The sequence below is a fragment of the Micromonospora sp. A200 genome, assembly GCF_029893845.1.
Classification (GTDB): Bacteria; Actinomycetota; Actinomycetes; order Mycobacteriales; family Micromonosporaceae; genus Micromonospora; species Micromonospora purpureochromogenes.
In genome coordinates this window covers 54,816-79,898 of the sequence record NZ_JARXXY010000010.1, presented here as the reverse complement: position 1 = coordinate 79,898, position 25,083 = coordinate 54,816, and the positions used below count along the sequence as shown (strand labels likewise).

The following is a 25,083-nucleotide window of genomic DNA, read 5'->3' as shown; positions in this document are numbered from 1 at the left end:
GGGCCACCGGCGAAGGAACCCTCGCCGGTGGCCCGCCGTCACCGCTCAGCCGTTGACCACCCAGTGCTGGTGGGCGCCCCCGGCGTACGTCCCGATCTGGGCCTGGGTGCCGTCGGCGGTGCCGGCGCCGGCCGTCTCCAGGACCTTGCCGGACTGCGGGTTGAGCAGCGATCCGTTGCTCTGCGGTTGCCAGACCTGCGCGGCGGTGCCGTTGCAGGTCCAGAGCTGCACCTTGGTGCCGTTGGCGGTGCCGCCGTTGTCGACGTCCAGGCACTTGCCCAGCGCCCGGTAGGTGTCACCGACCGGGCTCCACTTCTGGGCGGTGGTGCCGTTGCAGGTCCAGAGCTGGATCTTCGTGCCGTCGGCGGTGCCCGCGTTGCTGACGTCAAGGCACTTGCCGGCGATGCCGGTGATGGTGCCGGATCCGCTCGGGCCGTAGACCTCGAACTCGTAGACGCGGGCCGCCGGGTCGGTGGTGCTGGTCGGTGCGGTGATGTTCAGGCGTACGTAGCGGGCGGTCACCGCGGCGAGGTCGTGCGTGGTGGTGCTGGCGGTGTTGCCGGTCACCGTGGTCCGGGTGGTCCAGTTCGATCCGTCGGTGCTGGTGGCGATGGTGAAGTCCTTCGTGTTCCAGGCGGTGTTGTCGCCGCCGGCGCCGGCGTGCTTGACCACGAACCGGTTCACGTTCGTGCTGGCCCCGAGGTCTACCTGGAGATACTTCGTGGTGCCCTTCGAGCACCACTTGTCGGTGTTGCCGCCGGCGACGGAGCCGTTGACCGCCTTGTCGGGGCCCTCCGTGGTGGTGCAGGAACTGTCGGCGGTGGCCGGTGTGTTCAGGGCCAGGTTGCTCCCGCCGGTCGGCGGCGGGGTGCTGCCGGGGATGGCGTTGAGGGTGTACCAAACCTCGGTGCTCCACAGTGACTGGCCGCTCTCGGAGGTGAACGGGCGGGGCGAGCGGACGTGGACCACGTGCCCGGCCTTGCGCCCGGCGACGGCCAGGCTGACCTTCTTGCGGTCCGTCGACAGGGTGGCCGAGGTGACGGTGAGCATCTCCTCGTCGATCTTCGGGCCGCCGTAGCTGGCCGTCGGCTGGTAGCGCCACTGCTTGACCTTGTAGTGCCCGGCCAGGTTCGCCGCCGTGTCGACGGAGAGCGGCTGGGTGTACTCCAACTCGAACCCGCCGGTGGTGGCCCGCATGGCGAGGATGTCGAACGCGGTGGTGCCGTTCGGGGTCAGCTTCTGCAGGCCGTACGCGAGCTTGCCGCTCTGACCCCAGTTGCCGCCGGCGCCCAGGCCACCGACGTAGATCGCGCCGTCCGGACCGAGGTTGACCTCCGAGACGCCCGCCTCCAGGCCCTGGGTGAGCCGGAACAGGGCGCCCTGGTACTCGCCGTTGACCTTCTCCACGTACGCGCGCTGGAGGCCGCCGTAGGTGACGTCGCCGATGACGAACTGCCCGGAAAAGGGGCCGGACTTCAGGTACAGCGGGGTGCTCGGGGAGTTGGCGATTTCGTTCTGCGGCATCCAGAGCACCGGCGGGGTCACCGGGTTGGTGTCGAACGGGCCGGCCGGGTTCATGTAGTGGTTGAAGAACCGGCCCTGCTTGACGTGCAGCAGTTTGGACGACGGCAGCCATCCGCCCTGGTTGTCGGTGACGAAGATGCCGTCCTCCGGGCCCCAGCCGATGCCGTGCGGCGTGCGCAGGCCACCGGCGACGTAGGAGACGGCGCCGGTGTCCCTGTTCACCTTGATGGTGGTGCCGCGGTTGGGGGCCGGCTGCGGGTTGGTCGTCGCGCCGCCGTAGTTGATCGACACTGACAGGTTCAGGTAGAAGTAGCCGGCGTCGTAGAGCAGGCCGAAGGCGAACTCGTGGAAGTTGCCGCCGTACGGCCAGGTGGCGACCGTGTCGAGGCGGTCGGCGATTTCGTCGCCGCTCGTGTCGACCAGTTTCGTCAGCCGTTGCTTCTCCGACACGTAGACCACGCCGTCGACGACCTTCAGCCCCATCGGCTCCTTGAGGCCGCCGGCGATCTTCTTGGTGGTTACGCTGCCGGGGCCGGTCGACCCGCCGGTGTTGCCCAGGATGTACACCTCACCGTTCTGAGAGGTGCCGGACTGGTCGCTGCCGCCCCAGGTGGAGATCACCAGGCGGCCGTCGGCCAGCCAGTCCATCCCGGTCACCTTCGGCTGGAAGCCGCTGGGCCGCAGGTTGGTCAGGGTGTAGCCGAGATACACGCCGGTCAGCGGCAGGCCGTCGCCGGGGGAGTCGGTGACGCCCTCGCACTCCTTCTTGCCCGGGGCGGTCACCCGCACCACCCCGGCGTCGGTGCTCAGCGCCGAGTTGGGCACCACGGCGAAGGTCGACGAGCCCGGGGTCTTCCACTCCAGGGTGATCTGCTGCCCACCCTCGCGCTCGAAGTGGTCGATGCGCAGCGGGTGCAGTCCGGCGGTGAGGGTGACAATGCCCTCCTTGGCCGGCGTCGGTCCGTGCAGCCCGTCGTGGTTGATGACGACCTTGTCGTCGATCGACAACCGGGAGCCGTCGTCGCTGGTCAGCCGGAACGTGTAGCTGCCGGCCGTGGTGATGTTCACGTTGCCGAGCACCTGGGAGACGAAGTACTGGTCGAAGCCGAAGTCGCTGGTCGACGTCCAGTTGATGGTGGGCATCAGCTTGTCGACGTTCGGCGTCTGCCCCGGCTTGAGGGTGCAGATCTCGTTCAGCGGCACCTGCACGTCGAAGACGCGCAGTGTGACGCCCGGTTCCTGGGCGGGGCGGCCTGGGCGGGGACGGCCCAGACGCCGGTGGCCATGACGAGTGCGGCGATGGTGGTCAGGACAGGACTGCGGAATCGGCGCGGCAGCCGTGTGCCCATTGTTCCTCCTGGGAGGTCGGGGTGGTCCGGCGGCGAGCCGTGGGATGCGGTGGGGGAGCGGTAGCCGCCGGGCGAGCCCGGACGAGTCATCGACGCCGACGAATGGCGCGTCCGGAGCTGCGGTGATGGGCAACATTAACAAACTTCTATCTTGAGGCCCATACCTTTCGTTCATAGATGCAAAAGTTCGATAACACCCTGCGGAAGTTCGCGGGATGCCTCCGCTTCTGCGCGGAAGGTCCACGGTGGACGTCCGCAGATCGCTCGCCGAGCCGGACCGGGCCGAGCTGCGGGAGCTGCTGCGCGCCCGTTTACCGACCGGACCGGACGGCGCCATCCGACTGACCGCCCGCGCCTGGGCGGTCCGGGGGACCGCACCGACACCCCGATCGTGAGTACGAATGCTCAAGCGCGACGCGGTCCGTACCGCGAGGATCGGGGCGTGAACAGCATGACGCGCGCCCTCCTCGCCGCTCTCGCCCTCGCCGCGGCAGCGGTCGCCACCTGGTGGGCCTGGCTCGGGTGGGACACCGGCTACACCACCGACCCCGAGACGGGCGCCGTCAGCGGGCCCTACCAGCCGTGGCAGGTGGCCGGCTGCGTGCTCACCCTCGCCCTGGTCGCCGCCCTCGCCGGCTGGCGGCTCCGGCCGTGGCTGGTCGCCCCGGCGCTGACGGTCGCCTTCACCGCCGCCTGGACGGTGCACGCGGCCTCGACCGACGACAGCGGGCTCTGGGCGGTGGGGGCCGCGCTGGTGCTGGTCGGCACGGGGCTCGGGACGACGGTGGTGAGCGGGGTCGCCCACCTGCTGCGGCGCCGGCGGGGCTGAAGGACGGAATCCCGCAGGCGCCGCCCGTCGTGGCTGAGTGTCGCGCTGACCGGGTCGGCGTCGCTCGTCGCCTAGGATGGGACTCATGAGCGCTGAGGCCGTCGGCATGCACATGCCCGCTGTCGTCACGCTCGACGACGTCGCGGCGATGAACGCCGCCGACCCCAACGGTCATCGCTACGAGACGAGCCCCGAGGGGGTCCTGTCGGTCATGCCGCCGCCCGACTCGGAACACGCGATGATCGCCAGTCGCCTCTCGCCTGGTTGATCATGGCCGGATGGCCCGCCGAGCAGGTGCTCCAGGCTGCCGGCGTGCGGATTCCCGGGCCGGACGGCGACGGCGGCCGGATCCCCGACCTGACCGTGTGGCGCAAGCCCCCACCTCGCGGAGTCTGGTCGGCGGTGGCCGACGTTGCCCTGGTGATCGAGATCGTCTCGCCCGGTTCGGAGGCCATGGACTCCGTGACGAAGGTCCGGGAGTACGCCACGGCGGGCATCCCCCAGTACTGGGTGGTGGACCGGGACGGCGGACAGACCGTCACGCTGCACCGGCTCACCGGGCAGGGCGGGTACGAGGAGCGGGCGAGAATGCCGCTGGCCTGGCTGCTGCAGACGTCGCCCGCCGACCACCTCGACTGAGCCGGCACCCGCACGCCCCCGCCGGGGTCGCAATCGGTCACCCGGCCAACCCCGGCGACGGATAGCCGACAGGACGCCGTACCCCCTTCCGACGCATTGTTTATGCAGGTGGAGAGGCTGCGGATGGCCGGCCACATCCCATCCCTCACCCCGACGGCGACAGCACCGTCGCCGTCGGACGCCGCCATCGCCGGGCCCGGCCCGGCCGTCCCGGCGGACACGGCCGCGCCGGTCCGACCGCGCTCACGGCCACGTCGCGTCCCGGTGGACCCCGTCCCGGGCGCCAGGGCCGGGGTCAGCTCCCACAGGACAAGGACGTCACCACCTCCGGTCGACGCCGCCGCGCCTCCGCTCCGCCCTGACCGGCGGCAGTCCCGCGCCTCGACCGGGCGCACCGGCGACAGCCGGGCGTACGAGCAAGGAAGGAGGGGGCGGACATGGCCGCTCCCACCGTCACCGCGAGCCTGAACGCCGCGACCTATTCCCCCGGCGACCAGATGACCCTCACGGTCACCTACGGCGACCCGGACACCAGGCCCCTCACCGTCACCGTGGTGGTGACCGACGCGCAGGGCAACAGCAGCGCCCCGGTCAAGGTCACCGCCGTCATCGACCCGCTCACCCTCACCGTCACCGACGACTCCGGGCGTACCTGGACCCGGGCGTCGGACAACGGGTCGGTGGCCGTCTACCGGGCGGTGGCGTGATGCCCCGAGTCACCGTGACCGTCCGCGACAACGGCGGACGCACCGCCACCGCGACCGCCGACTACGCCCTCGCCCCACCGGTCCTCGGCGGCTACTACCTCGCGGGCAACGCCGACCCGACGGCCGACATGGCCGGCGGCAACTTCCGCTCGCTGACCCAGTACCGCAGCTTCGCCGACGGCTACACGTTCCCGGGCTACAACAAGCCCTGGCTGCTCAGCCTGGGCCGCAGCGGGTTCGCGATCAACATGGTGCTGGAGCTGAAGCACTACGGCGTGGCCAGCACGGCGGCGCAGACCTTCGCCGTGGACGGCGTCAGCTACACCGTCCCGGCGCCCGCGATGACCATCCAGCAGCGTCCCGGGACGACCTGGCCGAAGGCCTACGGGTACGGGCAGGTGCTCGCCGGGCTCTGCGACGGCCTCTTCGCCCGGGCGCTGTCGCAGTACCGGACGATGGGCTTCGGGGTGAACATCCAGCTCGCCTCCGAGCTGGACACCGACCACGAGTTCGGCACCACCGAGTCGGGGGTGTCGTACGGCTGGGCGGAGTCGGACGCCCGCGCGGTGCAGGCGATGACCTACATCGTGAACTGGTTCCGGGCCCGCGCGCTGCCGGCCGGCACCACCTTCTCCGTCGGGTCGGGCGGCTTCGACCGGGCCTGCTTCCAGCGCACCCACCCCGAGTCGCTGGTGGCCAAGCTGGACTTCCTCCAGTGGAACGCCTACGCCACCGACCCGAGCCACACCGCGCTCGCCCGGTTCCGCCGGGCGAAGGACTGGGCGGTCGCCGACCTGGGGCCGGTGGCGCTCTCCCGTCCCGTGATCATCGCCGAGTGGGGGGTACGGGCCGCCGAGATCCCCGACCAGGCGGCCTGGATCGCCACCGTGCCGGCGGCCGTCGCCCGGCTCAACAGCGAGCGCGGCCCGCGCATCGTCCGGACCAACTACTTCAACTCCAGCTGGGGCACCCTGGCACCCCGCACCGACGGGCTCGCGGCGCTGCGAGCGGCATACGAGACCAGGCCGTACGTCTGAGGGGAGCCGGCGGCGTCGGCACCCGGCGCCGCCGGCGTGACCACCGGGACGTGCGGGTTCCGGCGGGACGGGTACGGCGGGTCAGGGGCGGTCCGGTTGCCCGCCGAGTCGGTCGGCGTACGTGTCGCGCAGCTCCGCCCAGCCGAAGTCCTTCGCCTCCGCGCCCCGGATCGGGCCCACCGGGTCGCCGGCCAGCAGGTGGTCGGCGACGTCGAGGCAGAGGTGCCAGCCGGCGGCCACCATCGACAGCATCCCCCGCTCGGCGAGGGTGTGTCGCAGCAGCAACCGGGTGCCGGTGCCGGACGGGGTCAACTCCCACCGGAGCAGATCGTCACCCCAGGTGTACTCGAGCAGGTGGGGTGGTTCGGCCCGGCGTACCGTCGCGGGTTGCGCCACGGCCGTGTCGCCGTCGACCACAGTGAGCGTCGCGGCGCCCGGGGCGCCGAGGTCGCGGTCGGCCAGGAACGGCGCCCACTCGGCCAGCCGGGCCGGGTCGGTCAGCGCCGCCCACACCTTCGCCGGCGCGTGCCGCAGCTCGCGGACGAACAGCAGGGTCCACCGGTCGCCGGCGGGCTCGGCCTCGATGTCGGCCGGCGGGCCGGGGCGGAACGAGTCGCGGTCCATGGTCACTCCTTGTCGAGGTGGCGCTCCAGGGCGTCCAGGTGCGCGGTCCACATCTCGCGGTACGGCGCGAGCCAGCCGTCCACGGCGCGGAACGGGCGTACGTCGATGCGGTAGATGCGCTGCTGGGCGGCCGTGCGGCAGGAGACGAAGCCGGCCTCGCGCAGCACCTTGAGGTGCTTGGAGACGGCCGGCTGGCTCATGCCCAGCACGTCGACCAGCTCGCCGACGCTGCACTCCGAGCGCCGCAGCGCGTCGAGGATCCGGCGTCGGGTCGGCTCGGCCAGCACGGCGAAGGCGTCGACGGACACCGCCACAATATGCCGCATCGCTCATATGCCTGTCAAGGAATGAAGGCTCGTCCAGGACCGGCGGCGACGGTGCCGCCGCCTCCATATGCTCGGGACATGGAACTGCGGATCTTCACCGAACCCCAGCAGGGCGCCGGCTACGACCAGCTGCTCGCCGTGGCCCGCGCCGTCGAGGACGCCGGCTACGGCGCCTTCTTCCGCTCCGACCACTACCTGAAGATGGGCTCGGTGAGCGGGGAACCCGGACCGACCGACGCCTGGACCACACTGGCCGGTCTGGCCCGCGACACCTCCCGCATCCGGCTCGGCACGCTGATGACCGCGGCCACCTTCCGGCTGCCCGGCCCGCTCGCCATCACCGTGGCGCAGGTCGACCAGATGAGCGGCGGCCGGGTCGAGCTGGGCATCGGCACCGGCTGGTACGCCGAGGAGCACACCGCGTACGGCATCCCGTTCCCGCCGCTCGGGGAGCGGTTCGCGCGGCTGGAGGAGCAGCTGGCGGTCATCACCGGGCTCTGGGAGACGCCGGTCGGCAAGACCTTCGACCATCCCGGGACGTACTACCCGGTCACCGACTCGCCGGCGCTGCCCAAGCCGGTGCAGCAGCCGCGCCCGCCGATCCTGCTCGGCGGGATGGGGCCGAGGCGCACCCCGCGCCTGGCCGCCCGCTACGCCGACGAGTTCAACCTGCCCTTCGCCTCGATCGAGGACACCGTCGCGCAGATCGCCCGGGTCCGCGCGGCGTGCGCGGAGATCGGCCGTGACCCGGCCACCATGCGCTGGTCCAACGCCCTGGTGCTCTGCTGCGGACGCGACGAGGCCGAGGTCGCCCGCCGGGCCGAGGCGATCGGTCGGGAGCCCGCCGAGCTGCGCGAGAACGGCCTCGCCGGCACCCCGGCCGAACTGGTCGACAAGATCGGCCGGTACGCCGAGACCGGCAGCGAGCGGATCTACCTCCAGCTGCTGGACCTCACCGACCTGGACCACCTGGAGCTGGTCGCCGCAGAGGTGATGCCGCAGCTCTGAGCGCCCGGCCGGTCAGCGCGCCCGCAGGCCGCCCGGCTCGCGCAGCACGGTGTCCAGCCGGCCGTCCCGGTCGCTGTCCAGATAGGTGATGTCCGGGACGCCGTCACCGTCCAGGTCGAACTGCACCACGTCGGCGATCCCGTCGCCGTCCAGGTCGGTGACCACCTGGGTCGACCCGTCCACGTGGTGGGTGACGATCGAGACCGAACCCGGCCCGGCCGTGCGCGGCGGCGGGCCGGGGGTCGGCGGGGTGGGCTCCGGCTCGGGCGTGGGCGGCGGCCCTGGCTCGGTCCGATCCGGGTACGCCGCCGGCGGCGTGCTCGTCGGTTCCAGGCCCATGCCGGTCGGGTCGATCTCCTCCTCGGACGGGTAGACGTCGCCGTGCAGAGTGGGGTCGCGGTAGCTGCTCATCCACCCATTGTTCCCATGGACGCCGCCGACAAGCGTGCCGGATGATGCACTCCGACACGATCGCGGACGGGGGTACGACGTGGAACTGCACCGCAGGCCGGGCCGGCTGCTGCTGCCGGCGATCTGCATCCTGGCCGGGATCGTCCTGCTGACGTTCGGTGACGGCGGTGGGCTGCTGCGGACCCTGGTGGCCCTCGGCGGGATCGCGCTCGGCGTGGTGGTGCTCGTCGGCGCGCTCCGGCCGTTCCGGTTCGTCGTCGACGCCGACGGCCTGACCGTCCGGCGGCCGGGCCTGCGCCGGACGATCCGCTGGCCGGAGCTGGCCGCGGTGGTGCTCGACCAGCCGGCGCCCCGCTCCGGCGTACCGGCCGCGCCGCGCCTGCTCGCCGTGCCGGCCACCGGCGCCGGAATCGGTCCGCTGGACGCCCGGCACCCGCTCGACGAGCGTCCGGCGGTCGTGCTGCTCGACCTCGCCGGGATCCGGGAGTCGCCGGGGGAGATCGCGGCGACCCTCGCCCGGTACGCCGGCGAGCGCTTCCTCGACGCCCGCGCGCTGCGCCGGGCCGCCTTCGCCGACCCCGACTTCGCCGTCGGCCTGCGCGGCTACCGGGTCGACGTGGTCGACGCGCTGATCCGGGGCGGGCAGGACGCCCTCGCCTCGGGCGACCCGACCCGGCGCCGCACGGCCCGGGCCGAGATCGACCAGGCCCGGCGGGCCGGCCTGCCGGTCGACCTGCGCGGCTACAGCACCCTCCAGGTGGACGAGGCGCTGGACGCCCTCGGCGCGGCGCTGGCCGACGAACCCGCCGAACGGGAGCCCTCGTGACCGACGTCGCGCGCCGCCGCAACTGGGCCGGCAACGTCGCGTACGCCGCCCGCCGCTTCCACCGGCCGTCCACCGTGGACGAGCTGCGTCGGCTGGTGGCCAGCAGCGACCGGATCCGGGCGGCCGGCACCGGGCACTCCTTCAACCGGCTCGGTGACACCACCGGGGACCTGGTCTCCCTCGCCGGGCTGCCCCCGACCGTCGAGGTCGACCGGGAACGCGGCACGGTCACCGTCGCCGCCGCCCTGCGGTACGGGGACCTGGCGACCCGGCTGCACGCCGAGGGGCTGGCGGTGGCCAACCTCGCCTCCCTGCCGCACATCTCGGTGGCCGGGTCGGTGGCGACCGGCACCCACGGCTCCGGCGACGGGAACCGCAACCTGGCCGCCGCCGTGGCCGCGCTGGACCTGGTCACCGCCGACGGTGACCTGCTCACCGTGAGCCGGGCCGACGGCGACCGGTTCACCGGCATGGTGGTGTCGCTCGGCGCGCTCGGCGTCGTCACCCGGGTCACCCTGGACGTGGTGCCGACCTTCGCGATCCGCCAGTACGTCCGCCGTGACCTGCCCGCCGACCGGCTCGACGCGGCGTTCGCCTCGGCGTACAGCGTCAGCGGGTTCACCACCTGGCGGTCGTCGACCATCGACCAGGTCTGGCGCAAGCAGCTCGCCGACCAGCCGCCGCCCCCGGCGGACTGGCTCGGCACCACCGTCGCCGAGGCCCCGCTGCACCCGGTGCCCGGCCTGGACCCGGTGCACTGCACGGCCCAGCTGGGCGAGCCCGGCCCGTGGCACGAGCGGCTGCCGCATTTCCGGCTCGGCTTCACCCCGAGCAGCGGCGACGAACTCCAGTCCGAGTACCACCTGCCCCGCGCCGCGGCGGCCGGCGCGCTGGCCGCGCTGGACGGGATGCGGGACCGGATCGCCGCCGTGCTCCAGATCTCCGAACTGCGCACGATCGCCGCCGACGACCTCTGGCTCAGCCCCAACCAGGGGCGCGACAGCCTGGCCGTCCACTTCACCTGGGTCGACGACGCGGCGGCGGTGCTGCCGGTGGTGGCCGAGGTGGAACAGCGGCTGGCACCCTTCGCGCCCCGTCCGCACTGGGGCAAGGTCTTCACGCTGGACCGGTCCTCGGTGGCCGCCGCCTTCGGCCGGTACGCCGACTTCGCCGCCCTGCTGACCGAGCTGGACCCGACCGGAAAGTTCCGCACCGACCTGCTCGACCGCTACTTCCCGCGCTGACGGGCCTGCGGGGCGACCGGCGTCGACCCGGTGCGGGTGTGCGCTGCCGGGCCGGGACGCCCGGTCGAGGTCGAGCGGACCCGACCGGAGCGGGCACGGGATGTCGGGTCGGGCGCCCATCGGTCGGCCTAGCGTCGAGGCACACGGGAAGGAGACCAGGTGCTGGAGCGGCTGAACGAGGCCATGGCCCACATCGAGCGGCACCTCGACCAGCGGATCGAGGTCGCCGAGCTGGCGCGGATCGCCCTCACGTCGGAGTACCACTTCCGGCGGATGTTCTCCGCGCTGGCCGGGATGCCGCTGTCCGAGTACGTCCGCCGCCGCCGGCTCACGGTGGCCGCGGCCGAGGTGACGGCCGGCGAGCGGACGTTGCTCGACATCGCGGTCCGGCACGGGTACGGCTCGACCGAGGCGTTCACCCGGGCGTTCCGCGCGCTGCACGGGGTTGGGCCCGGCGAGGCCCGGCGAACCGGCGCGGCGCTGCGCTCGCAGCAGCGGTTGTCCTTCCGCCTCGTCGTCGAAGGGAGTGGCAGCATGCGTTATCGGGTCGTGGAGAAGCCGGAGTTCCGGCTGGTGGGTCGGCGGGCCCGGGTGCCCCTGGTGCACCAGGGGATGAACCCGGCGATCGTGGAGTTCATCCGGGGCATCCCGAAGGAGACGGTCGCCCGGATCGCGGCCCTGTCGGATCAGGAGCCGGCCGGGATCGTCAACGTCAGCGACAAGGTGGCCGACGACCGGGCCGAGGGCAGCGAGCTGGACTACTGGCACGGGGTGGTCACCGGCGCGGACGCCCCGGCCGACCTGGACTCGACGACCGTGCCGGCGGGGACGTGGGCGGTCTTCGAGACCGCCGGCGAGTTCCCGGCCGCGGTGCAGGAGCTGTGGCGGGACGTGTTCACCCAGTGGTTCCCGTCCAACGCCTACCGCAGCCGCCCCGGGCCGGAGATCTCCCGGAACCGGATCTCGGCGGACGGCACCCAGGTGGACGCCGAGCTGTGGATCCCGGTGGAGCGGGCCGCGGCGACCACGGCGTCGTAGTCGGACGGGTGTACCCGCACCGCGCTGCCGGCGTGGCCGGCAGCGCGGTGGGTTCTCACCGTGTCGGCCGCACCAGCGGGGTCACCAGGGTGAGCAGCAGGAACGCCACCAGGGGGGAACAAGGGTGCGTACGGCGGGAACCAGCCGCGGGCGGTCGTTCACGACGTCTGCCCGGGCGGGAGGGTCCGGGTGAGCTGGTCGACGCGGCACAGCCGGCCGTCGGGCGCGAGCCGGCCGAAGAGGTGGATGTCGCTCACCACGGGACGACCGCGCGCGACGGCGTGCAGGGTGTAGCGGGCCGCGACCCGGTCACCGCAGGCGAGCGTGTCGTGGATGTCGAGCCGGCACTCAGTCACGGTGCGGCGGGCCGGCCGGGCGTGGTCGATCAGCCGTTGCCGGTCGAGGTGCAGACCGTCGTTGAGCCAGACGACCTCCGGGGTGTGGTAGCGGTCCAGTACGACTCCGGGCTCTTCCTGGCCGAAGGCCATCTCCTGCACATAGGACCGGAGGTAGCCGGCGAGGTCGCTGCCGGGCAGCGCTGTCATGTCGCCCCCTTAGCCTTGACGATGCCGTAAAGGCTAAGGGTTGCGTGTAGCGTTGACAAGCGTGTCAGAGGTGAACGCCGGGGAGCGGTCGCGACGGATGCGGGCCGAAGGGCGGCGCAGCGTCGCCGCGATCCTCGACGCGGCGGTGCGCATCCTCGGCGAACGGCCGCAGGCCAGCATGGACGAGGTGGCGAGCGGGGCCGGGGTCTCCCGGCAGACCGTCTACGCCCATTTCCCGTCCCGCGACGCGCTGCTCCGCGCCGTGGCACGCCGGCTCACCGCGCAGGCCGTGGCGGCGCTGGACGCCGCCCAGCTCGACCAGGGCCCGGCCGCCGAGGCGCTGCTGCGGCTGCTGGACGTCAACTGGCGGACCTTCGCGCATTTTCCGCTGCTGAGCACCGTCCCCGAGGCCGACGCGGCAGAGCTGCACGTGCCGGTGTTCGAACGGCTGGAACGGCTGATCCGGCGAGGGCAGCGCGCCGGAGAGTTCGACCCGGGCGTCACGCCGGCCTGGCTGATCGCGGCCACCGTCGCCCTCGGGCACACCGCAGGGAACGAGGTCGCCGCCGGCCGGATGTCCGCCGCCGACGCCGAGGCCGCGCTGCGGGCGAGCGTCCTGCGGGTGTACGGGGCCACCCCGACCCGCCCGACCCACGGCGGGGAACCGGCGGCCTAGTGCCGGCTGCCGGCCATCTGGTCGCGCAGGCTGCCGCGCTGCACCGCGCGGCTGATGTCGCTGGGCGAGACGATGCCGACGAGCCGCTGGTCGGTGACCACCAGGGCCCGGCCGTCGGCGCACTCGCTGAGCCGGGGGAGCAGGTCGTTGAGCTGCTCCTCCGGCCGGGCGAGCACCAGGTCCTCGGCCCGGCAGGAGACCTCGGCCAGGGTGGTGGTGCTGCGGCGGTCGGCCGGGATGCCGCGTACCCGGTCGAGGGTGACCAGGCCGACCGGTCGGCCCTCCTCGGTCAGCGGCAGCGCGGTGTGCCGGTACGCGAACAGGTAGTGGTCGACGAAGTCGGCCACCGTCATCTCCGCCGACGCGGTCTGCGGCTGCGGGGTCATCACGTCGCCGACCCGTACCCCGTGCAGGGCGCTGCCCATCCGGGCCTGGCGTTCCTCCATGCCGGCCGCGCCGATCAGGAACCAGCCGATCAGCGCCAGCCAGAGCCCGCCCACGCCGAAGCCGGTCAGGAACTGCACCAGCCCCAGACCGATCAGCAGCGCGCCGAGGACCCAGCCGGCCCGGGCGGCCACCACGGAGGCCTTCGTCCGGTCGCCGGTGGCCTTCCACACCGCGGCGCGCAGCAGCCGGCCGCCGTCCAGCGGCGCGGCCGGCAGCACGTTGAAGATCGCCAGCAGCACGTTGATGCCGGCCAGCCAGGCCAGCGAGCCGAGCAGCAGGCCGGTCTGCCCGGCCAGCGCGAGCACCGCGGCGATGGCGCCGAAGAAGAGCCCGAGCAGCAGGCTCACCAGCGGCCCCACCCCGGCGATGCGCAGCTCCGCGCCCGGGTTCTTCGCCTCGCCGCGCAGCTCCGCCACGCCGCCGAAGAGCCACAGCGTGATCCCTTCGACCTGCAGGCCGTTGCGCTTGGCGACGACCGCGTGGGAGATCTCGTGGGCGAGCAGGCCGAGGAAGAAGACGACCGCGGCGGCCAGCCCGGCCAGCACGTACGCGGCCGTGGAGCGGCCCGGGTACGCCTGGGGGAACTGGTTGGCCGACAGCCCCCAGGCGATCAGCAGGAAGATGACCAGGACGCTCCAGTTGACCCCGACGGGTACCCCCGCGATCCGGCCAAGCCGGAAACTCGCCCTCATGCCCGGGTCATACCCGGCGGACGCCGTCCCATGCCAGCGCCCGGCGTCACCACCGGGGCGCCTCGCCGACGATCGCCGGCGAACGGGTGGTGGCCATCTCCACCGCCCAGTCCAGCGCGCGGTCGGCCACCTTCTCCCAGCCCCGCTCGCCCACCGTGAAGTGCGAGCGCCCGGGGAACTCCTGGTAGTCGGTGACCGCCCGGGACCTGCGGTACAGGTTGGCGTTCGACTTGACCAGGGCCGGCGGCGACACGTGGTCCGCGCCGCCGGCGACCAGCAGCAGCGGCGCCCGGTCGTCGCGCCCGTTGTCCACCGTCGCCGCGGAGCGGGCGTCCAGGTTGGCGAACGCCCCCTCGAAGAGCACGTGCCCGGCCGCCGGCACGGCGTACCGCTGCCAGGCCCGGTCGGACTCCTCGCGGGTAAGGGTGTTGCCGAAGGCGTACCGGAACTCGTCGGGCGTGATCGGTACGGCCCGGTGCCGGTTGCCGGGGCTGCGCAGCACCGGGTACGCCGACCGCAGGGTGCTCACCGGCAGCCGGACCACGCCCCTGGGCGCCGCCGGGGCGATGGCCACCGTGGCCGCGCCGAGCCCCTTGTCGAGCAGCACCTGGGCGACCAGCCCGCCGAAGGAGTGCCCCATGATCAGCGGTGGGTTCGGCAGCTCTCGGACGAGCGCCGCGTAATGGTCGACGACCTGCCCCAGGGTCAGCCCGGCGATCGGGGCGGGATCGTCGCGCAGCGCCTGGACCTCCGCGTCCATCCCCGGCCAGGCGGGGGTGAGCACCTGGAAGCCGAAGGCCCGGTAGCGCCGCGCCCAGTGCTCCCAACTTCGTGGCGTCATCCACAGACCGTGGATCAGCACGATCGTGTCGACCCGTCCGGTCGGCGCGGTGCCCATTGGCGTACCTCCCCGGTGTGCGCGGACCCGGCGGCATACCCACCGGACGGCACCGGAACCGGCGGGGGCCGACATTTGTCCTGTCCGGGTCGCGACGTTGGTTCTGGCCGTCGAGGGGCGGCGGGACTTCTGGCAGGTCCGGGCGGGTCGGACGCGGGCCGTCGGGCGGTGGTTCCGTCGCCCCGGGGCGGGGTCAGGCGGTGGGGGGTGAGGTGGCGAGTCGCTCGACCACCACCAGCGGTGTCCCGGGACGCACCTCGGCGAGCAGTTGCCGCTGGGCGCTGCGGGTCAGCCGGATGCAGCCGTTGGTGACGTTCTTGCCGAGCGTGTCGTCGTTGTGCCAGCTGTGCAGGCCGATGTGCGCGCCCCGCAGGCCGGTCGGCACCGCCTCCGGGTCGTCGGGTATCGCGCCGAGGGCGAAGATGTCGACGCCGCCGTAGACAGCCTCGGGGGGCGGGGTGCGGCCGAGGACGAAGGTCCGACCGAGCGGGGTGGACTGGCCCGGCATCCCGAGACTGACCGGCCAGGAGTGGGTGGCCCGGCCGTCCCGGTACCAGGTCAGCCGGTGCGACCGGCGCTCCACCACGAGCTGGTCGCGCAGCGCGACAGTGCTCCAGCCGCCCGCCGGCAGCCAGGCGATCCGCCGGTTCGCCGACGGCAGCAGCACCGCCGTCCAGCCCGTGCGGTGCTCCACCACCGGCATCGTCACCTCCACGCCGCTGATGGTCGGGGCGAGCAGGGCCAGCGGGCGGCCGCCCGGGGCGTCGTACGCGGCGATCCGCCGGGTCGGCCACAGCCCCTCGGTCAGTGGGGTGGTGTCCTGCGGGCGGGGGTCGGAGGGGAAGCCGGTGGGCGCCGGGTCGTAGTCGACCACCGGCAGACCGGCCGGGGCGGGCGCCGCCGCCGGCACCGACTCCTCGGGGGTCGGCTCTACCGTCGGCTCGGGGGTCGGCTCGGCGGTCGGTTCGGCTGGTGCGACCCGGGTCGGCGGCGGGGACGTCTGGTCGTGGCGCAGCGCCGAGTTGACCAGCAGCGCGAGTGCGAGCACCGCCGGTACGCCGAACGCGGCGGTCAGCCAGGCGATGCCGAAGCGGGACGTCAATCGCTCAAAGAACACAGAACTACTCTAAAGGACAGAAAACCGACAGGGCTCCCGCCCGGCGGAACTGCGCCGGACGGGAGCCCTGTCGGAACGGGTCAGGACAGCCTGGCGCCGACGTGGATGGCGACCGCGTCGTGGGCCGGGATGTTCGCCGCGAACCAGCCGTTGGCGTCCACCGTGATCACCGGCCCGGAGCAGGAGCCGTTGGCGTAGTCACCGTGGATCACGTCGCAGTACCGGCCGGCGGGCAGCCCGGCGTAGTAGGACCGGCCGGTGATCGCCGAGCCCTCGTCGTTGATGGTCAGGTAGCCCTTGCCGGCGCGGCTGAAGGCGATGTGCTGGTAGCCGTTGTCGTACCAGTTGGCGACCGCGGCGCCCTGGGTGGCGTTGTGGAAGCCGACCATGTTGGCGACGACCCGCCAGCGGTGCTCGCACTCCCAGCCGGAGTAGCAGGTGGTGTTCACGGTCTTGTTGTTGGCGTCCGAGGGCGGACCCTGGTCGCGGGAGCTGAAGGTGTAGCTGGACATCACGGTCGGCGCCCCGTACGGCCAGGCCAGCATGAACGCGTTGGCCAGGGCGTAGGCGGCCCCGTTGCGGTAGGTCAGCACGTTGCCGTCGCGCTGGGTGTCGTGGTTGTCGACGAACACCTCCGCCGAGCCGCTAGGCAGGTAGCCCCACGCCTCGCCGAAGTTGCGCAGGTACGCCAGCCGCTCGTTGTTGAACATCCGGGCGAGGTCCTTGCCGTACCGGAACTCGTGCACGTCGCCGTTGCCGGTGTACTCACCCGGGCCGATCGGCTCGCCGGCGCCGTAGATGACCTCCTGCACGAGGTACGCCGAGCGGGACAGCTTGCCCTTGATGGCGGCGATGTCGGCGGCCGGCATGTGCTTGCTGGCGTCCAGCCGGAAGCCGTCCACCCCGAGGGCGAGCAGGTCGTTCAGGTACGCCGCGATCTTCGACCGGACGTAGTCGGACTCGGTCTTCAGGTCGGAGAGGTTGACCAGCTCGCAGTTCTGCACCTCGTACCGGTCGTTGTAGTTGGCGATGTCGTCGCCGCCGTTGCGGCCGCAGTGGTGGAAGTCCTGCGTCTGGTAGCTGCCCGGGTAGTCGTAGTGGCTGTAGGACGAGCCGGCCCAGCCGGTGCCGGGGGTGTCCTGGCCGGACATGTGGTTGATCACCGCGTCGACGATGACCTTCACGCCGGCGGCGTGGCAGGTGTTCACCATCGACTGGAACTGCGCCCGGGTGCCCTTGCGCGACTCGATCCGGTAGCTGACCGGCTGGTAGGCCAGCCACCACTGGTTGCCGCGGACGTGTTCCTGGGGCGGCGAGACCTGGACGTAGCCGTAGCCCTTGGGGCCCAGCACGTTCGTGCACTCGCTGGCCACCGACGGCCAGTTCCACTCGAAGAGCTGGACGATGACGTTCCTGGCGCCGGAGGGCGCCGCGGCGGCCGGGGGAGCCGCCACGGTGGTGGGGACGAGCAGGCTGGCGAGCACGCCGAGGGCGAGGATCGCCGAGCGGCATCGGCGTCGATGCATCGGTACTCCCTGGGGGTCGGGGGTGGTGGCGACGCGGGGGAGAGGTTCGCCTGACGGCTTCTTGCAGACAGGCTGAAAATTTTCGGAAAGGTTACAAGCGTGTTGCAACAACTGTCAATGGATGGACGTGCGTCGTTGCGCTGGGCGCTACACGCGCCGCGGGCCGGGACGGTTCGACGGATCGCCCGAGAAATTCGCCACCCGCACTGATCCGTACGGGCCGGACGTCCGTACTGGATGAAGGAGCAGGTCGGCCGGTGGTGGTGCCGCCGTGAGTCGCGATCGAGGAGCAGATGGGCCGGGCAAAGCAGAACGAGAAGGCGACGACCGTCCGGACCACCACCAGCAGCCGTGGGGTCCGGACCACGTCGAAGCCCGCGATGGCACTGCTGATCGGATCCGCGCTCGCCCTGATGTGGGCCGGTGTGGAGCTCAGCGGCGTCGGCGGGTCCATGTACTCGTACGGCTTCTTCTTCACCGAGTTCTTCGCCGGGGTGGTCGCCCTGGTCGCGCTGAGCCTCACCGTGATGCTGGGGCTGCTCGCCACGGACCGGCTGGTGCTGAAGATCCCGCACCGGGTGCTGCTGCAGTCCGCGCACCGGGCCACCGGCGTGCTCGGCGTGGCCGGGCTGGTCTTCCACGTCATCACCAAGGTCGCCATCGGCCGGGCCGGGCCGACCGACGCGGTGGTGCCGTTCGTGGGCGGGCGGGGCCTCTACGTCGGGCTCGGCACGGTCGCCGCGTTCCTGATGGTGAGCGTGCTCTGGACCGGCATCATCCGGGTCCGCTTCGCCGGCGTCGGTCCGAAGTGGTTCTGGCGCGCGCTGCACTCCATGGCGTACGTCGCCTGGCCGTTCGCCCTGCTGCACGGCCTCAACGCCGGCCGGGCTGCGGCGTCCTGGGTGACGCTGAGCTACCTCGCCTGCGTGCTGCTGGTGGTCGCGGCGCTGATGGTGCGGCTCTCCGTCCACCTCGGCAAGCGCAGCCGGGAGCAGCATCAGGCTGCCGCGATCAACAAGGCGATGGCCGGCAGGGCGACCGACGAGGGCAAGGGCCGGACCCTGCTCGCCGGGCTCGGCCGCCGCAAGGCCGGGGCCGAGGAGAAGGACGTCCGGGGCGGCTGGGCCGAGACCACCGTCGCCGCCTCGTGGACCGCGCCCACCGGCACCGCCCGGCGCCGCGACCCCGACCGGTTCACCGTGCCGGTGGTGCCCGAGCCCGGCACGCTGCGTGAGCCCGTCCGGGGCGGCCGGTCCCGGCGCGACGTCGAGGACGTGCCGACCCCGCGCCGGGAGCGTGACCTGGAGCCGGCCGCCCGCCGCCGGGACTCCGCGCCCGTCGAGCGCCGCCGGGACTCCGAGCCCGTCGAGCGCCGCCGGGACGCCGAACGCCCGCGCCGCCGCGACGAGGACGTCGCCCCGGTCTCCGGGGGCCGCCGCGCCCGGTACGACGAGGAGACCGCCCCGGTCTCGGGCGGTCGCCGCGCCCGCTACGACGAGGACGTCGCGCCGGTCTCCGGGGGCCGACGGGCCCGCCGGGACGAGGACGTCGCCCCGGTCTCCACCGGGCGTCGGGCCCGCCGCGATGCCGAGGACGTCGCGCCGGTCTCGGCCGGCCGGCGGGCCCGCCGCGATGCCGAGGACGTCGCGCCGGTCTCGGCCGGCCGGCGGGCCCGCCGCGACGACGAGGACCTGGCCGCGAGCTACTCCGCTCCGCCCCGGCGCCGCGAGGAGCCCGAGGAGCCGTGGGACAGCCCGCGCCGCTGGGAGGACTCGCTGCCGGTGTCGGCCGAGCCCATCTCCGCCATGCCGCGCAGCGGCGCCGGCCGGCACAGCGTCGACGAGGTGCCGGAGGAGCCGGACTACTGGCGGCCGCCGGCCCGGTACGTCGCGGACGAGGTGCCCGTCGACGACACCCCCACGCTGGTCGACCTGGCCTCCCGGCGCGCCCTGAAGGCCACCGGCGACAGCCGCCGGCGCCGTCGGCGGGCCGACGCGGACGCGGTGGACGGGGCGTACTGGGCCGGGCTGCGGGGTGAGGCGAAGTGATGCGGACCAAGGTGCCGCCGGTGGCGTGCGTCGGCGAGCCCCGGCTCACCGCCGGGTTCGCCGAGTTCGGCCGGCTCGACCTGGTCGCGCACGAGCAGGTGCACGGCCCGATCGGCCCGATGGAGCCGGCGAACCTGCTCCGGCTGGCCGAGAGCATGCAGCTCAAGGGCAAGGGGGGTGCGGGTTTCCCGTTCGCCCGCAAGCTCACGGCGGTGCTGGAGTCCTGCGAGCGGCAGGATCTGCCCGCCGTGGTGGTGGTCAACGCCAGCGAGGGCGAGCCGGCGAGCTGGAAGGACAAGGTCCTGCTCACCCGGGCGCCGCACCTGATCCTCGACGGGGCCGCGCTGGCCGCGTACGCGCTGGACGCCGAGGAGATCGTGCTCGGGGTGGCTGACGACGGGGTGGGTCGGGACTCGATCACCCAGGCCCTGCAGGAGCGCCGGATGCCGGTGCCGACCAGCATCGTCACCGTGCCGCACCGGTTCATCTCCGGCGAGGGCGGTGCGCTGGTCAACGGGATCAACGGGCTGCCGCACATCCCGCCCGGCACCAAGAAGCGCTCCAGCGACTCCGGGGTGAACAACCTGCCCACCCTGCTCTCCAACGCCGAGACGTACGCGCAGCTCGCGGTCGCCGCCCGGCTCGGCCCGTACGAGTACGCGGCGCTCGGCACCGACGACGAGCCCGGCACGGTGCTGCTCACCGTGACCGGCGCGGCGAAGCGCCCGGCCGTGGTCGAGTGCGCCGCCGGCACCCCGCTGCGGGAGATCCTCGACCTGTGCGAGGTGCCGGACTCACCGGGCATCCTGATGGGCGGCTACCACGGCAAGTGGATCACCCAGGAGGCCGCGGACCGGGCGGAGGTGTCCGGCAGGGGGCTCACCAGGGTCGGTGGCACCCTCGGCGCCGGCATCGTCGTGCCGCTGGGCAGCGACACCTGCCCGCTCGGCGAGGCCGCTCAGGTGGTCCGCTACCTCGCCGGCGAGTCCGCCGGCCAGTGCGGACCGTGCAAGATGGGGCTGCCCGACCTGGCCCGCGCCGTCGACCTGGCGGTCTCCGGCAGCGCGCCGGTGGAGGTCGTCCGGGCCGCCGCCGGCGACGTCAAGGGCCGCGGGGCGTGCAGCCACCCCGACGGTACGGCCCGGTTCGCGCTCTCGGCGATGGAGGTCTTCGCCGAGGATCTGCGCCTGCACACCACCGGGGACGGCTGCGGCCGGCGGGTCAAGGGCGTGATGGGGCTGCCCGGCGCGCCCGACGCCAACCCGCAGAAGCTGACCCTCGACTGGTCCCGCTGCGACGGGCACGGGCTCTGCGCGCACGTCGTGCCCGACTTCATCCGGCTGGACGCCAACGGATACCCCGCCTTCCCGTCCACCCCCGTGCCGACCTGGCTCCGGGAGGGCGCCCTGAAGGCGGTCAAGGTCTGCCCCGAGCTCGCACTGCGCCTCGCCAGGGCCGAATAGCAGCACCACCGAGAGGAGACGCGCCATGCGGTCGTACCCCAGGAGCGGGCCGGGTGGACGACCGCCCGCCGCGGGCCGGCTCGCCGCCGTCGGCGTCGTGCTGGTCGGCGCGCTGCTCGCCGCCGGCGGCTGCGCGGTCGGCCCGGACCCGGCCGGACCGCCCGCCGAGGTCGCCGTGCCGGCGGCCACCGCGTCGCCGCTGCCCGTCGGCTCCGGCCCGGCGAGCCCGTCGGCCCCGGCCCGGGTGCCGGACACGCTGCGTTTCACCGCGAAGACCCTCGACGGTACGGCGTTCTCGGCGGCCGAGCTGGCCGGCCGGCCGGTGGTGCTCTGGTTCTGGGCGCCGTGGTGCGCCACCTGCGCCAGCCAGGCGTGGACGGTGGCCGAGATCGCCCCGAAGTACCGGGACACCGTGCCGATCGTCGGGGTGGCCGGCCTGGGCGAGCAGCGGGCGATGAAGGACTTCGTCACCGAGTTCGACCTGGCCGGCACGCCGCAGCTCGACGACCGGGCCGGGGCGCTGTGGCGCCGCTTCGAGGTGGTCGAGCAGAGCACCTTCCTGGTGATCGACCGGGACGGGAAGGTCGTGCACCAGGGCTTCCTGGACGGTGAGGACCTGACCCGCCGGGTCGCCGCGCTGGCCGGCTGATGGAGACGCCGCTGCTGCTCGCGCTGACCGCCGGCATGCTCGGTGCGGTCAACCCGTGCGGCTTCGCGATGCTGCCGGCGTACCTGTCGCTGCTGGTCGCCGGCGCGGGCGACGGGCGCGGTCCGATCCGCCGCGCGCTCACCGCCGCCACCGGCCTGACCTGCGGGTACGTCGTGGTGTTCGGCGCGTTCGGGCTGGCCGTGGCGCCGCTGGCGGGTTGGCTGCGCCCCCGGCTGCCCTGGCTCACGGTGACCCTCGGGCTGGGGCTGCTGGCCCTCGGCTGCTGGCTGCTCGCCGGCCGTCGGCTGCCCGCCCCGGGCGCGGGCGTCGGCCGGGCGCCCCGGCTCACCCGCTCCTGGGCGTCCATGGCGCTGTTCGGGATGGCGTACGCGCTGGCCTCGCTGACCTGCACCATCGCCCCGTTCCTGGCGATCGTGGTGACCAGCCTCCAGGCCGGCTCCACGCTGCACGGGCTGGCGCTCTTCGTCGCGTACGCGGTCGGGATGGGGCTGGTGGCCACGGTGGCCGCGCTCGGCGTGGCGCTGCTGCGCGGCGCGGTGGTGGCCCGGCTGCGCGCCGCCGGCGCCTGGGTGCCCCGGCTCAGCGGGGTGGTGCTGCTCCTCGCCGGGAGCTACGTCGCCTGGTACGGCTGGTACGAGGTCCGGCTGGCGCAGGGCCGGCGCGACGCGTTCGGTGACCCGGTGGTGGTGGGCGCGGCGCGGGTCCAGCGGGCGCTGGTCGCCGCGCTGGACGCGGTCGGCCCGGCGCTGCTCGCGGCGCTGCTGGTCGGTCTGCTGGCGGCGGCGGTGCTGTCCCGCCGCCGCGCCCGCCCCGGGGTGGCGTCGTCGGTGCCCGCCGCCGCGCCGGTGGCGGAGGACGGACGGCGGGGACCGGGAGACCCGATCCCCGCCGACGCTCAGGCGGTCAGCGGACCGGCGTGAGCCGGTCGGTGCCGAGCCGGTCGCGGAGCACCTCGGGCAGCAGCACCGAGCCGTCGGGCTGCTGGAACTGCTCCAGGATGGCCGGGAAGAGCCGGCTGGTGGCCAGCGCCGACCCGTTGAGGGTGTGCACGAAGCGGGTCTGCTTGCCGCCCGGCTCCCGGTAGCGGATGGCCGCCCGGCGGGCCTGATAGTCGCCGGCCCAGGAGACCGACGACACCTCCTTGTACTTGCCGGTGCTCGGCATCCAGACCTCGATGTCGAGGGTCTTCTTCATCGCCGCGCTGGCGTCACCGGCCGAGAGCAGGCTGCGCTGGTAGTGCAGGCCCAGCTTCTCGACCAGGCGCTCGGCGTGGGTGAGCATCTCCTCCAGCGCCGTGTCGGCCTGCTCCGGCAGGCAGAACTGGAAGATCTCCACCTTGTTGAACTGGTGGCCCCGCACGGTGCCGCGCTCGTCGGAGTGCGAGCCGGCGGCCTCGCGCCGGTAGCACGGGGTGTAGGCGAACGCCTTCAACGGCAGCTTCCCGGTGTCCAGGATCTCGTCCTGGTACGCCCCGAGGATCGCCGTCTCCGAGGTGGGCAGCAGGAACTGCCCGCGCGGGGCCGACTCCCGGTCCAGGTGGTAGACGTCGTCGTAGAACTTGGGGAACTGGCCGGCGGCGAAGCCGGCGGTGTCCAGCAGCAGGTGCGGCGGGAGCAGGAACTCGTAGCCGGCCTTGACGTGCTCGTCGATGAACCAGCTGATCAGCGCCCACTCGAGGCGGGCGCCGATGCCGGTGTACATCCAGAAGCCGGAACCGCCGAGCTTGACCCCGCGCTCGTGGTCGACCAGGCCCAGCATCCGGCTCAGCTCGATGTGGTCGCGGACCTTCTCGATGGCCGGCGGCGCGCCGTAGGTCTTCACCACCCGGTTGGCTTCCTTGCCGCCGGGCAGCACGTCGTCGGCGGGCAGGTTGGGCAGCTCGCTCATCGTGCCGCGCAGCCGGGCCTGCACCTCGTCCAGCTCGGACTCCAGCTCCGCGAGCTGCTTGCGCCCGGACTCCGGCGCGGAGACCTCCGGCTCGGCGCCGGCACGCTTCGCCGCCGCGTACGCCCGCGCCTCCGCCTTGCGGCGCTGCCGCTCGCCGTCGATCTCGCTGATCAGCGCGCGACGTTCCTGGTCGAGCCGCTGGATCTCGTCCAGGACCCGGTTGACTTCGGCGGGATCCAGTCGCTTCGCCAGCGCGGTCGCCACCGCCTCGCGATCCTTCCGGATCAACTCCATGTCGAGCATGCTGCTCCGTACGCCTCCGTCCGGGATGTCAGGTGAGACCCCCAGATGCTACCGTCGCGCCTTCCCGCCCCCGGTACGGCCCGACGAGCCGCCGCCCGACGGGTGGTGCGGCCGGAGTTTCGGTCAGAGGCGGATCGGCATCAGGATCGAGAAGGCGTCCTCGTCGTCGAGGCGGCGGATGGCCAGCGGGGCGATCGGGCCGTCCAGCTCCAGCACCAGCTGCGGACCGCCCGCGGCGTCCAGCGCGTCGAGCAGGTAGTCGCCGTTCACGCCGACCCGCAGCTCCCCGGAGTCCGCGGCGAGGTCGTCCGGGCCGAGCAGGCGCAGCCCGTCGGACTCGTCGAGGCCGAGCACGGTCACCGCCAGCGGCACGCCGTCGTGGTCCCGGGTGACGGTGGGCGCGTCGCCGTCGCGCAGCGCCGCGCGCAGGGCGGGCACGTCCACCGGGATCCGCCGTACGGGGGCGTCGCCGGCCGCCCGGTGCAGCAGCCGGCGGTAGTCGGGAAAGTCGTACGGCAGGGCGGTCGCGGTGACCGCGCGGCCCGCCACGGCGACCGTCACGTCGGGGCCGGCCAGGGTCAGGTGCGCCTCGGGGGTCAGCCCGGTGCCGGTGTCCAGCAGGGCGCGGACCTCGTCCACCGCGTCGACCGGGAGCAGGGCGCGCACCGTGGGGCCGTCCACCCGGCCCGGGGTACGCGCCAGCGCCAGGCGGTGCCGGTCGGTGGCGACCAGCCGTACGCCGTCGGCCTCCACGTCGAGCAGCACGCCGGAGAGCACCGGCAGCTCCGGGTCGGCGCCGACGGCGAAGCGGACGGCGTCGACGGCGGCGGCCAGGTCGACGCGGGACAGCACGATACGGGTGGTCATCGGGGTCTCCTCGGGATCGAGCAGGACGCGGATCCGGGAGAGTTCCCTGCGGGCGTCGGCCAGGCCGTCCTCCAGCCGGCGCAGGTGCGCGTCGAGCAGCCGCCCGACCACCGCCGGCTCGGCCCGGTGGCGCAGCGCCTCGGCGATGCCCGCCACCGGCATGCCGACCCGGCGCAGGCCGGCGACCAGTCGGGCCGGGGCCACCTGCTCGTCGGTGTACCACCGGTAGCCGGTCACCGGGTCCACCCGCGCCGGGGCCAGCACCCCGCAGCGGTCGTAGAACCGCAGGGCGCTGACCGTCAGGCCGCTGGCCCGGGCCAGCTCGCCGATGCTGCGCAGCTCGCTCTCCACGACGATGATCCTGTGGCCTCAACCAGGTCGA

At 73.5% G+C, this 25,083-nt stretch carries 26 protein-coding genes; 15 read left to right on the top strand and 11 right to left on the bottom strand.

The genetic code is table 11. The annotated features are described in order from the left end of the window. Positions 1-45: 45 nt before the first annotated feature. Positions 46-2,733: a ricin-type beta-trefoil lectin domain protein gene (locus M2302_RS12160; RefSeq protein WP_348529418.1), complete on the bottom strand. Its 2,688-nt coding sequence runs from the start codon at positions 2,731-2,733 to the stop codon at positions 46-48. A gap of 385 nt (positions 2,734-3,118) precedes the next feature. On the opposite strand from M2302_RS12160, the gene M2302_RS12155 reads away from it, so the two are divergent. The 6 genes from M2302_RS12155 (at position 3,119) to M2302_RS12130 (ending at position 6,085) form a co-directional block, all read left to right on the top strand. Beyond that, the gene (locus M2302_RS12155) at positions 3,119-3,268 is read left to right on the top strand and encodes a hypothetical protein (protein ID WP_280838023.1); all 150 of its coding nucleotides are present in this window, start codon (positions 3,119-3,121) and stop codon (positions 3,266-3,268) included. A 56-nt stretch (positions 3,269-3,324) separates the two neighbouring features. Then, entirely contained in the window at positions 3,325-3,702 is a 378-nt protein-coding gene (locus tag M2302_RS12150) for a hypothetical protein (RefSeq protein ID WP_280838117.1), read from the top strand. Between the two features lie 85 nt (positions 3,703-3,787). Continuing rightward, positions 3,788-3,970 (top strand): hypothetical protein, encoded by a 183-nt coding sequence (locus M2302_RS12145; RefSeq protein ID WP_280838022.1) that lies wholly within the window; start codon positions 3,788-3,790, stop codon positions 3,968-3,970. 2 nt (positions 3,971-3,972) lie between these two features. Next, entirely contained in the window at positions 3,973-4,341 is a 369-nt protein-coding gene (locus tag M2302_RS12140; RefSeq protein WP_280838021.1) for a Uma2 family endonuclease, read from the top strand. 437 nt (positions 4,342-4,778) lie between these two features. After that, positions 4,779-5,048, top strand: a complete 270-nt coding sequence (locus M2302_RS12135) for a hypothetical protein (protein WP_210776334.1) — start codon at positions 4,779-4,781, stop codon at positions 5,046-5,048. After that, a complete protein-coding gene (locus M2302_RS12130) occupies positions 5,048-6,085 on the top strand; it encodes a hypothetical protein (protein ID WP_280838020.1) in 1,038 nt (345 codons plus the stop codon). Before M2302_RS12135 ends, M2302_RS12130 begins: the two co-directional genes overlap by 1 nt. Before the next feature lie 81 nt (positions 6,086-6,166). Here the strand turns inward: M2302_RS12130 and M2302_RS12125 are convergent, their stop codons facing one another. Further along, a complete protein-coding gene (locus M2302_RS12125) occupies positions 6,167-6,709 on the bottom strand; it encodes an SRPBCC family protein (protein ID WP_280838019.1) in 543 nt (180 codons plus the stop codon). A 2-nt stretch (positions 6,710-6,711) separates the two neighbouring features. Continuing rightward, on the bottom strand, positions 6,712-7,017 hold the full coding sequence (locus tag M2302_RS12120; protein WP_280838018.1) for a metalloregulator ArsR/SmtB family transcription factor: 306 nt from the start codon (positions 7,015-7,017) through the stop codon (positions 6,712-6,714). A 96-nt stretch (positions 7,018-7,113) separates the two neighbouring features. Here M2302_RS12120 and M2302_RS12115 point away from each other — a divergent pair, with 96 nt between their 5' ends. Further along, on the top strand, positions 7,114-8,043 hold the full coding sequence (locus M2302_RS12115) for an LLM class F420-dependent oxidoreductase (protein ID WP_280838017.1): 930 nt from the start codon (positions 7,114-7,116) through the stop codon (positions 8,041-8,043). Positions 8,044-8,055: 12 nt separating this feature from the next. On the opposite strand, the gene M2302_RS12110 is transcribed toward M2302_RS12115, so the two are convergent. After that, positions 8,056-8,454, bottom strand: coding sequence for a hypothetical protein (locus M2302_RS12110; RefSeq protein ID WP_280838016.1), 399 nt, complete (start codon positions 8,452-8,454; stop codon positions 8,056-8,058). A gap of 79 nt (positions 8,455-8,533) precedes the next feature. Here M2302_RS12110 and M2302_RS12105 point away from each other — a divergent pair, with 79 nt between their 5' ends. The 3 genes from M2302_RS12105 to M2302_RS12095 all read left to right on the top strand — a co-directional run bounded on the left by M2302_RS12105 (position 8,534) and on the right by M2302_RS12095 (position 11,562). After that, positions 8,534-9,280 (top strand): hypothetical protein, encoded by a 747-nt coding sequence (locus M2302_RS12105; protein ID WP_280838015.1) that lies wholly within the window; start codon positions 8,534-8,536, stop codon positions 9,278-9,280. Then, a complete protein-coding gene (locus tag M2302_RS12100; protein WP_280838014.1) occupies positions 9,277-10,524 on the top strand; it encodes an FAD-binding protein in 1,248 nt (415 codons plus the stop codon). The genes M2302_RS12105 and M2302_RS12100 overlap by 4 nt, the downstream gene beginning before the upstream one ends. 159 nt (positions 10,525-10,683) lie before the next feature. Then, positions 10,684-11,562: an AraC family transcriptional regulator gene (locus tag M2302_RS12095; protein ID WP_280838013.1), complete on the top strand. Its 879-nt coding sequence runs from the start codon at positions 10,684-10,686 to the stop codon at positions 11,560-11,562. Positions 11,563-11,720: 158 nt separating this feature from the next. On the opposite strand, the gene M2302_RS12090 is transcribed toward M2302_RS12095, so the two are convergent. After that, positions 11,721-12,107, bottom strand: coding sequence for a nuclear transport factor 2 family protein (locus M2302_RS12090; protein WP_280838012.1), 387 nt, complete (start codon positions 12,105-12,107; stop codon positions 11,721-11,723). Positions 12,108-12,168: 61 nt separating this feature from the next. On the opposite strand from M2302_RS12090, the gene M2302_RS12085 reads away from it, so the two are divergent. Beyond that, entirely contained in the window at positions 12,169-12,783 is a 615-nt protein-coding gene (locus tag M2302_RS12085; RefSeq protein ID WP_280838011.1) for a TetR/AcrR family transcriptional regulator, read from the top strand. Here the strand turns inward: M2302_RS12085 and M2302_RS12080 are convergent. From M2302_RS12080 to M2302_RS12065, 4 genes are all read right to left on the bottom strand, one after another. Continuing rightward, positions 12,780-13,922 (bottom strand): site-2 protease family protein, encoded by a 1,143-nt coding sequence (locus M2302_RS12080; protein ID WP_280838010.1) that lies wholly within the window; start codon positions 13,920-13,922, stop codon positions 12,780-12,782. The two genes, M2302_RS12085 and M2302_RS12080, sit on opposite strands and share 4 nt — an antisense overlap. A gap of 46 nt (positions 13,923-13,968) precedes the next feature. Then, a complete protein-coding gene (locus tag M2302_RS12075; protein ID WP_280838009.1) occupies positions 13,969-14,820 on the bottom strand; it encodes an alpha/beta fold hydrolase in 852 nt (283 codons plus the stop codon). Positions 14,821-15,013: 193 nt separating this feature from the next. Then, positions 15,014-15,937 carry a L,D-transpeptidase gene (locus tag M2302_RS12070; protein ID WP_280838008.1) on the bottom strand — a complete coding sequence of 308 codons (924 nt, stop codon included), beginning with the start codon at positions 15,935-15,937 and terminating at the stop codon, positions 15,014-15,016. Positions 15,938-16,017: 80 nt separating this feature from the next. Next, positions 16,018-17,463 (bottom strand): alpha-amylase family protein, encoded by a 1,446-nt coding sequence (locus M2302_RS12065; RefSeq protein WP_280838007.1) that lies wholly within the window; start codon positions 17,461-17,463, stop codon positions 16,018-16,020. Between the two features lie 293 nt (positions 17,464-17,756). Between M2302_RS12065 and M2302_RS12060 the strand changes: the two genes are divergently transcribed. The 4 genes from M2302_RS12060 to M2302_RS12045 are packed head-to-tail and all read left to right on the top strand — an operon-like array spanning position 17,757 to position 22,564. Continuing rightward, positions 17,757-19,511: a hypothetical protein gene (locus M2302_RS12060; RefSeq protein ID WP_280838006.1), complete on the top strand. Its 1,755-nt coding sequence runs from the start codon at positions 17,757-17,759 to the stop codon at positions 19,509-19,511. Further along, the gene (locus M2302_RS12055) at positions 19,508-20,974 is read left to right on the top strand and encodes an NADH-quinone oxidoreductase subunit NuoF family protein (RefSeq protein ID WP_280838005.1); all 1,467 of its coding nucleotides are present in this window, start codon (positions 19,508-19,510) and stop codon (positions 20,972-20,974) included. The genes M2302_RS12060 and M2302_RS12055 overlap by 4 nt, the downstream gene beginning before the upstream one ends. A gap of 25 nt (positions 20,975-20,999) precedes the next feature. Further along, the gene (locus M2302_RS12050) at positions 21,000-21,623 is read left to right on the top strand and encodes a redoxin domain-containing protein (protein ID WP_280838004.1); all 624 of its coding nucleotides are present in this window, start codon (positions 21,000-21,002) and stop codon (positions 21,621-21,623) included. Beyond that, positions 21,623-22,564 carry a cytochrome c biogenesis protein CcdA gene (locus M2302_RS12045; protein WP_280838003.1) on the top strand — a complete coding sequence of 314 codons (942 nt, stop codon included), beginning with the start codon at positions 21,623-21,625 and terminating at the stop codon, positions 22,562-22,564. The genes M2302_RS12050 and M2302_RS12045 overlap by 1 nt, the downstream gene beginning before the upstream one ends. On the opposite strand, the gene serS is transcribed toward M2302_RS12045, so the two are convergent. Next, positions 22,548-23,834: a serine--tRNA ligase gene (gene serS, locus M2302_RS12040; RefSeq protein WP_280838002.1), complete on the bottom strand. Its 1,287-nt coding sequence runs from the start codon at positions 23,832-23,834 to the stop codon at positions 22,548-22,550. The genes M2302_RS12045 and serS overlap by 17 nt on opposite strands. Before the next feature lie 123 nt (positions 23,835-23,957). Beyond that, complete coding sequence (locus tag M2302_RS12035; protein ID WP_280838116.1) at positions 23,958-25,040, bottom strand: MerR family transcriptional regulator; 1,083 nt, start codon at positions 25,038-25,040, stop codon at positions 23,958-23,960. Positions 25,041-25,083 lie beyond the last annotated feature (43 nt).

Excerpts from the sequence above, each read along its gene's own strand:
- M2302_RS12150 (WP_280838117.1), top strand. The coding sequence starts at position 3,325 with ATGACGCGCGCCCTCCTCGCCGCTCTCGCCCTCGCCGCGGCAGCGGTC.
- M2302_RS12145 (WP_280838022.1), top strand. The coding sequence starts at position 3,788 with ATGAGCGCTGAGGCCGTCGGCATGCACATGCCCGCTGTCGTCACGCTC.
- M2302_RS12140 (WP_280838021.1), top strand. The coding sequence starts at position 3,973 with ATGGCCGGATGGCCCGCCGAGCAGGTGCTCCAGGCTGCCGGCGTGCGG.
- M2302_RS12135 (WP_210776334.1), top strand. The coding sequence starts at position 4,779 with ATGGCCGCTCCCACCGTCACCGCGAGCCTGAACGCCGCGACCTATTCC.
- M2302_RS12130 (WP_280838020.1), top strand. The coding sequence starts at position 5,048 with ATGCCCCGAGTCACCGTGACCGTCCGCGACAACGGCGGACGCACCGCC.
- M2302_RS12125 (WP_280838019.1), bottom strand. The coding sequence starts at position 6,709 with ATGGACCGCGACTCGTTCCGCCCCGGCCCGCCGGCCGACATCGAGGCC.
- M2302_RS12115 (WP_280838017.1), top strand. The coding sequence starts at position 7,114 with ATGGAACTGCGGATCTTCACCGAACCCCAGCAGGGCGCCGGCTACGAC.
- M2302_RS12110 (WP_280838016.1), bottom strand. The coding sequence starts at position 8,454 with ATGAGCAGCTACCGCGACCCCACTCTGCACGGCGACGTCTACCCGTCC.
- M2302_RS12090 (WP_280838012.1), bottom strand. The coding sequence starts at position 12,107 with ATGACAGCGCTGCCCGGCAGCGACCTCGCCGGCTACCTCCGGTCCTAT.
- M2302_RS12080 (WP_280838010.1), bottom strand. The coding sequence starts at position 13,922 with ATGAGGGCGAGTTTCCGGCTTGGCCGGATCGCGGGGGTACCCGTCGGG.
- M2302_RS12075 (WP_280838009.1), bottom strand. The coding sequence starts at position 14,820 with ATGGGCACCGCGCCGACCGGACGGGTCGACACGATCGTGCTGATCCAC.
- M2302_RS12065 (WP_280838007.1), bottom strand. The coding sequence starts at position 17,463 with ATGCATCGACGCCGATGCCGCTCGGCGATCCTCGCCCTCGGCGTGCTC.
- M2302_RS12060 (WP_280838006.1), top strand. The coding sequence starts at position 17,757 with ATGGGCCGGGCAAAGCAGAACGAGAAGGCGACGACCGTCCGGACCACC.
- M2302_RS12050 (WP_280838004.1), top strand. The coding sequence starts at position 21,000 with ATGCGGTCGTACCCCAGGAGCGGGCCGGGTGGACGACCGCCCGCCGCG.
- M2302_RS12045 (WP_280838003.1), top strand. The coding sequence starts at position 21,623 with ATGGAGACGCCGCTGCTGCTCGCGCTGACCGCCGGCATGCTCGGTGCG.
- serS (WP_280838002.1), bottom strand. The coding sequence starts at position 23,834 with ATGCTCGACATGGAGTTGATCCGGAAGGATCGCGAGGCGGTGGCGACC.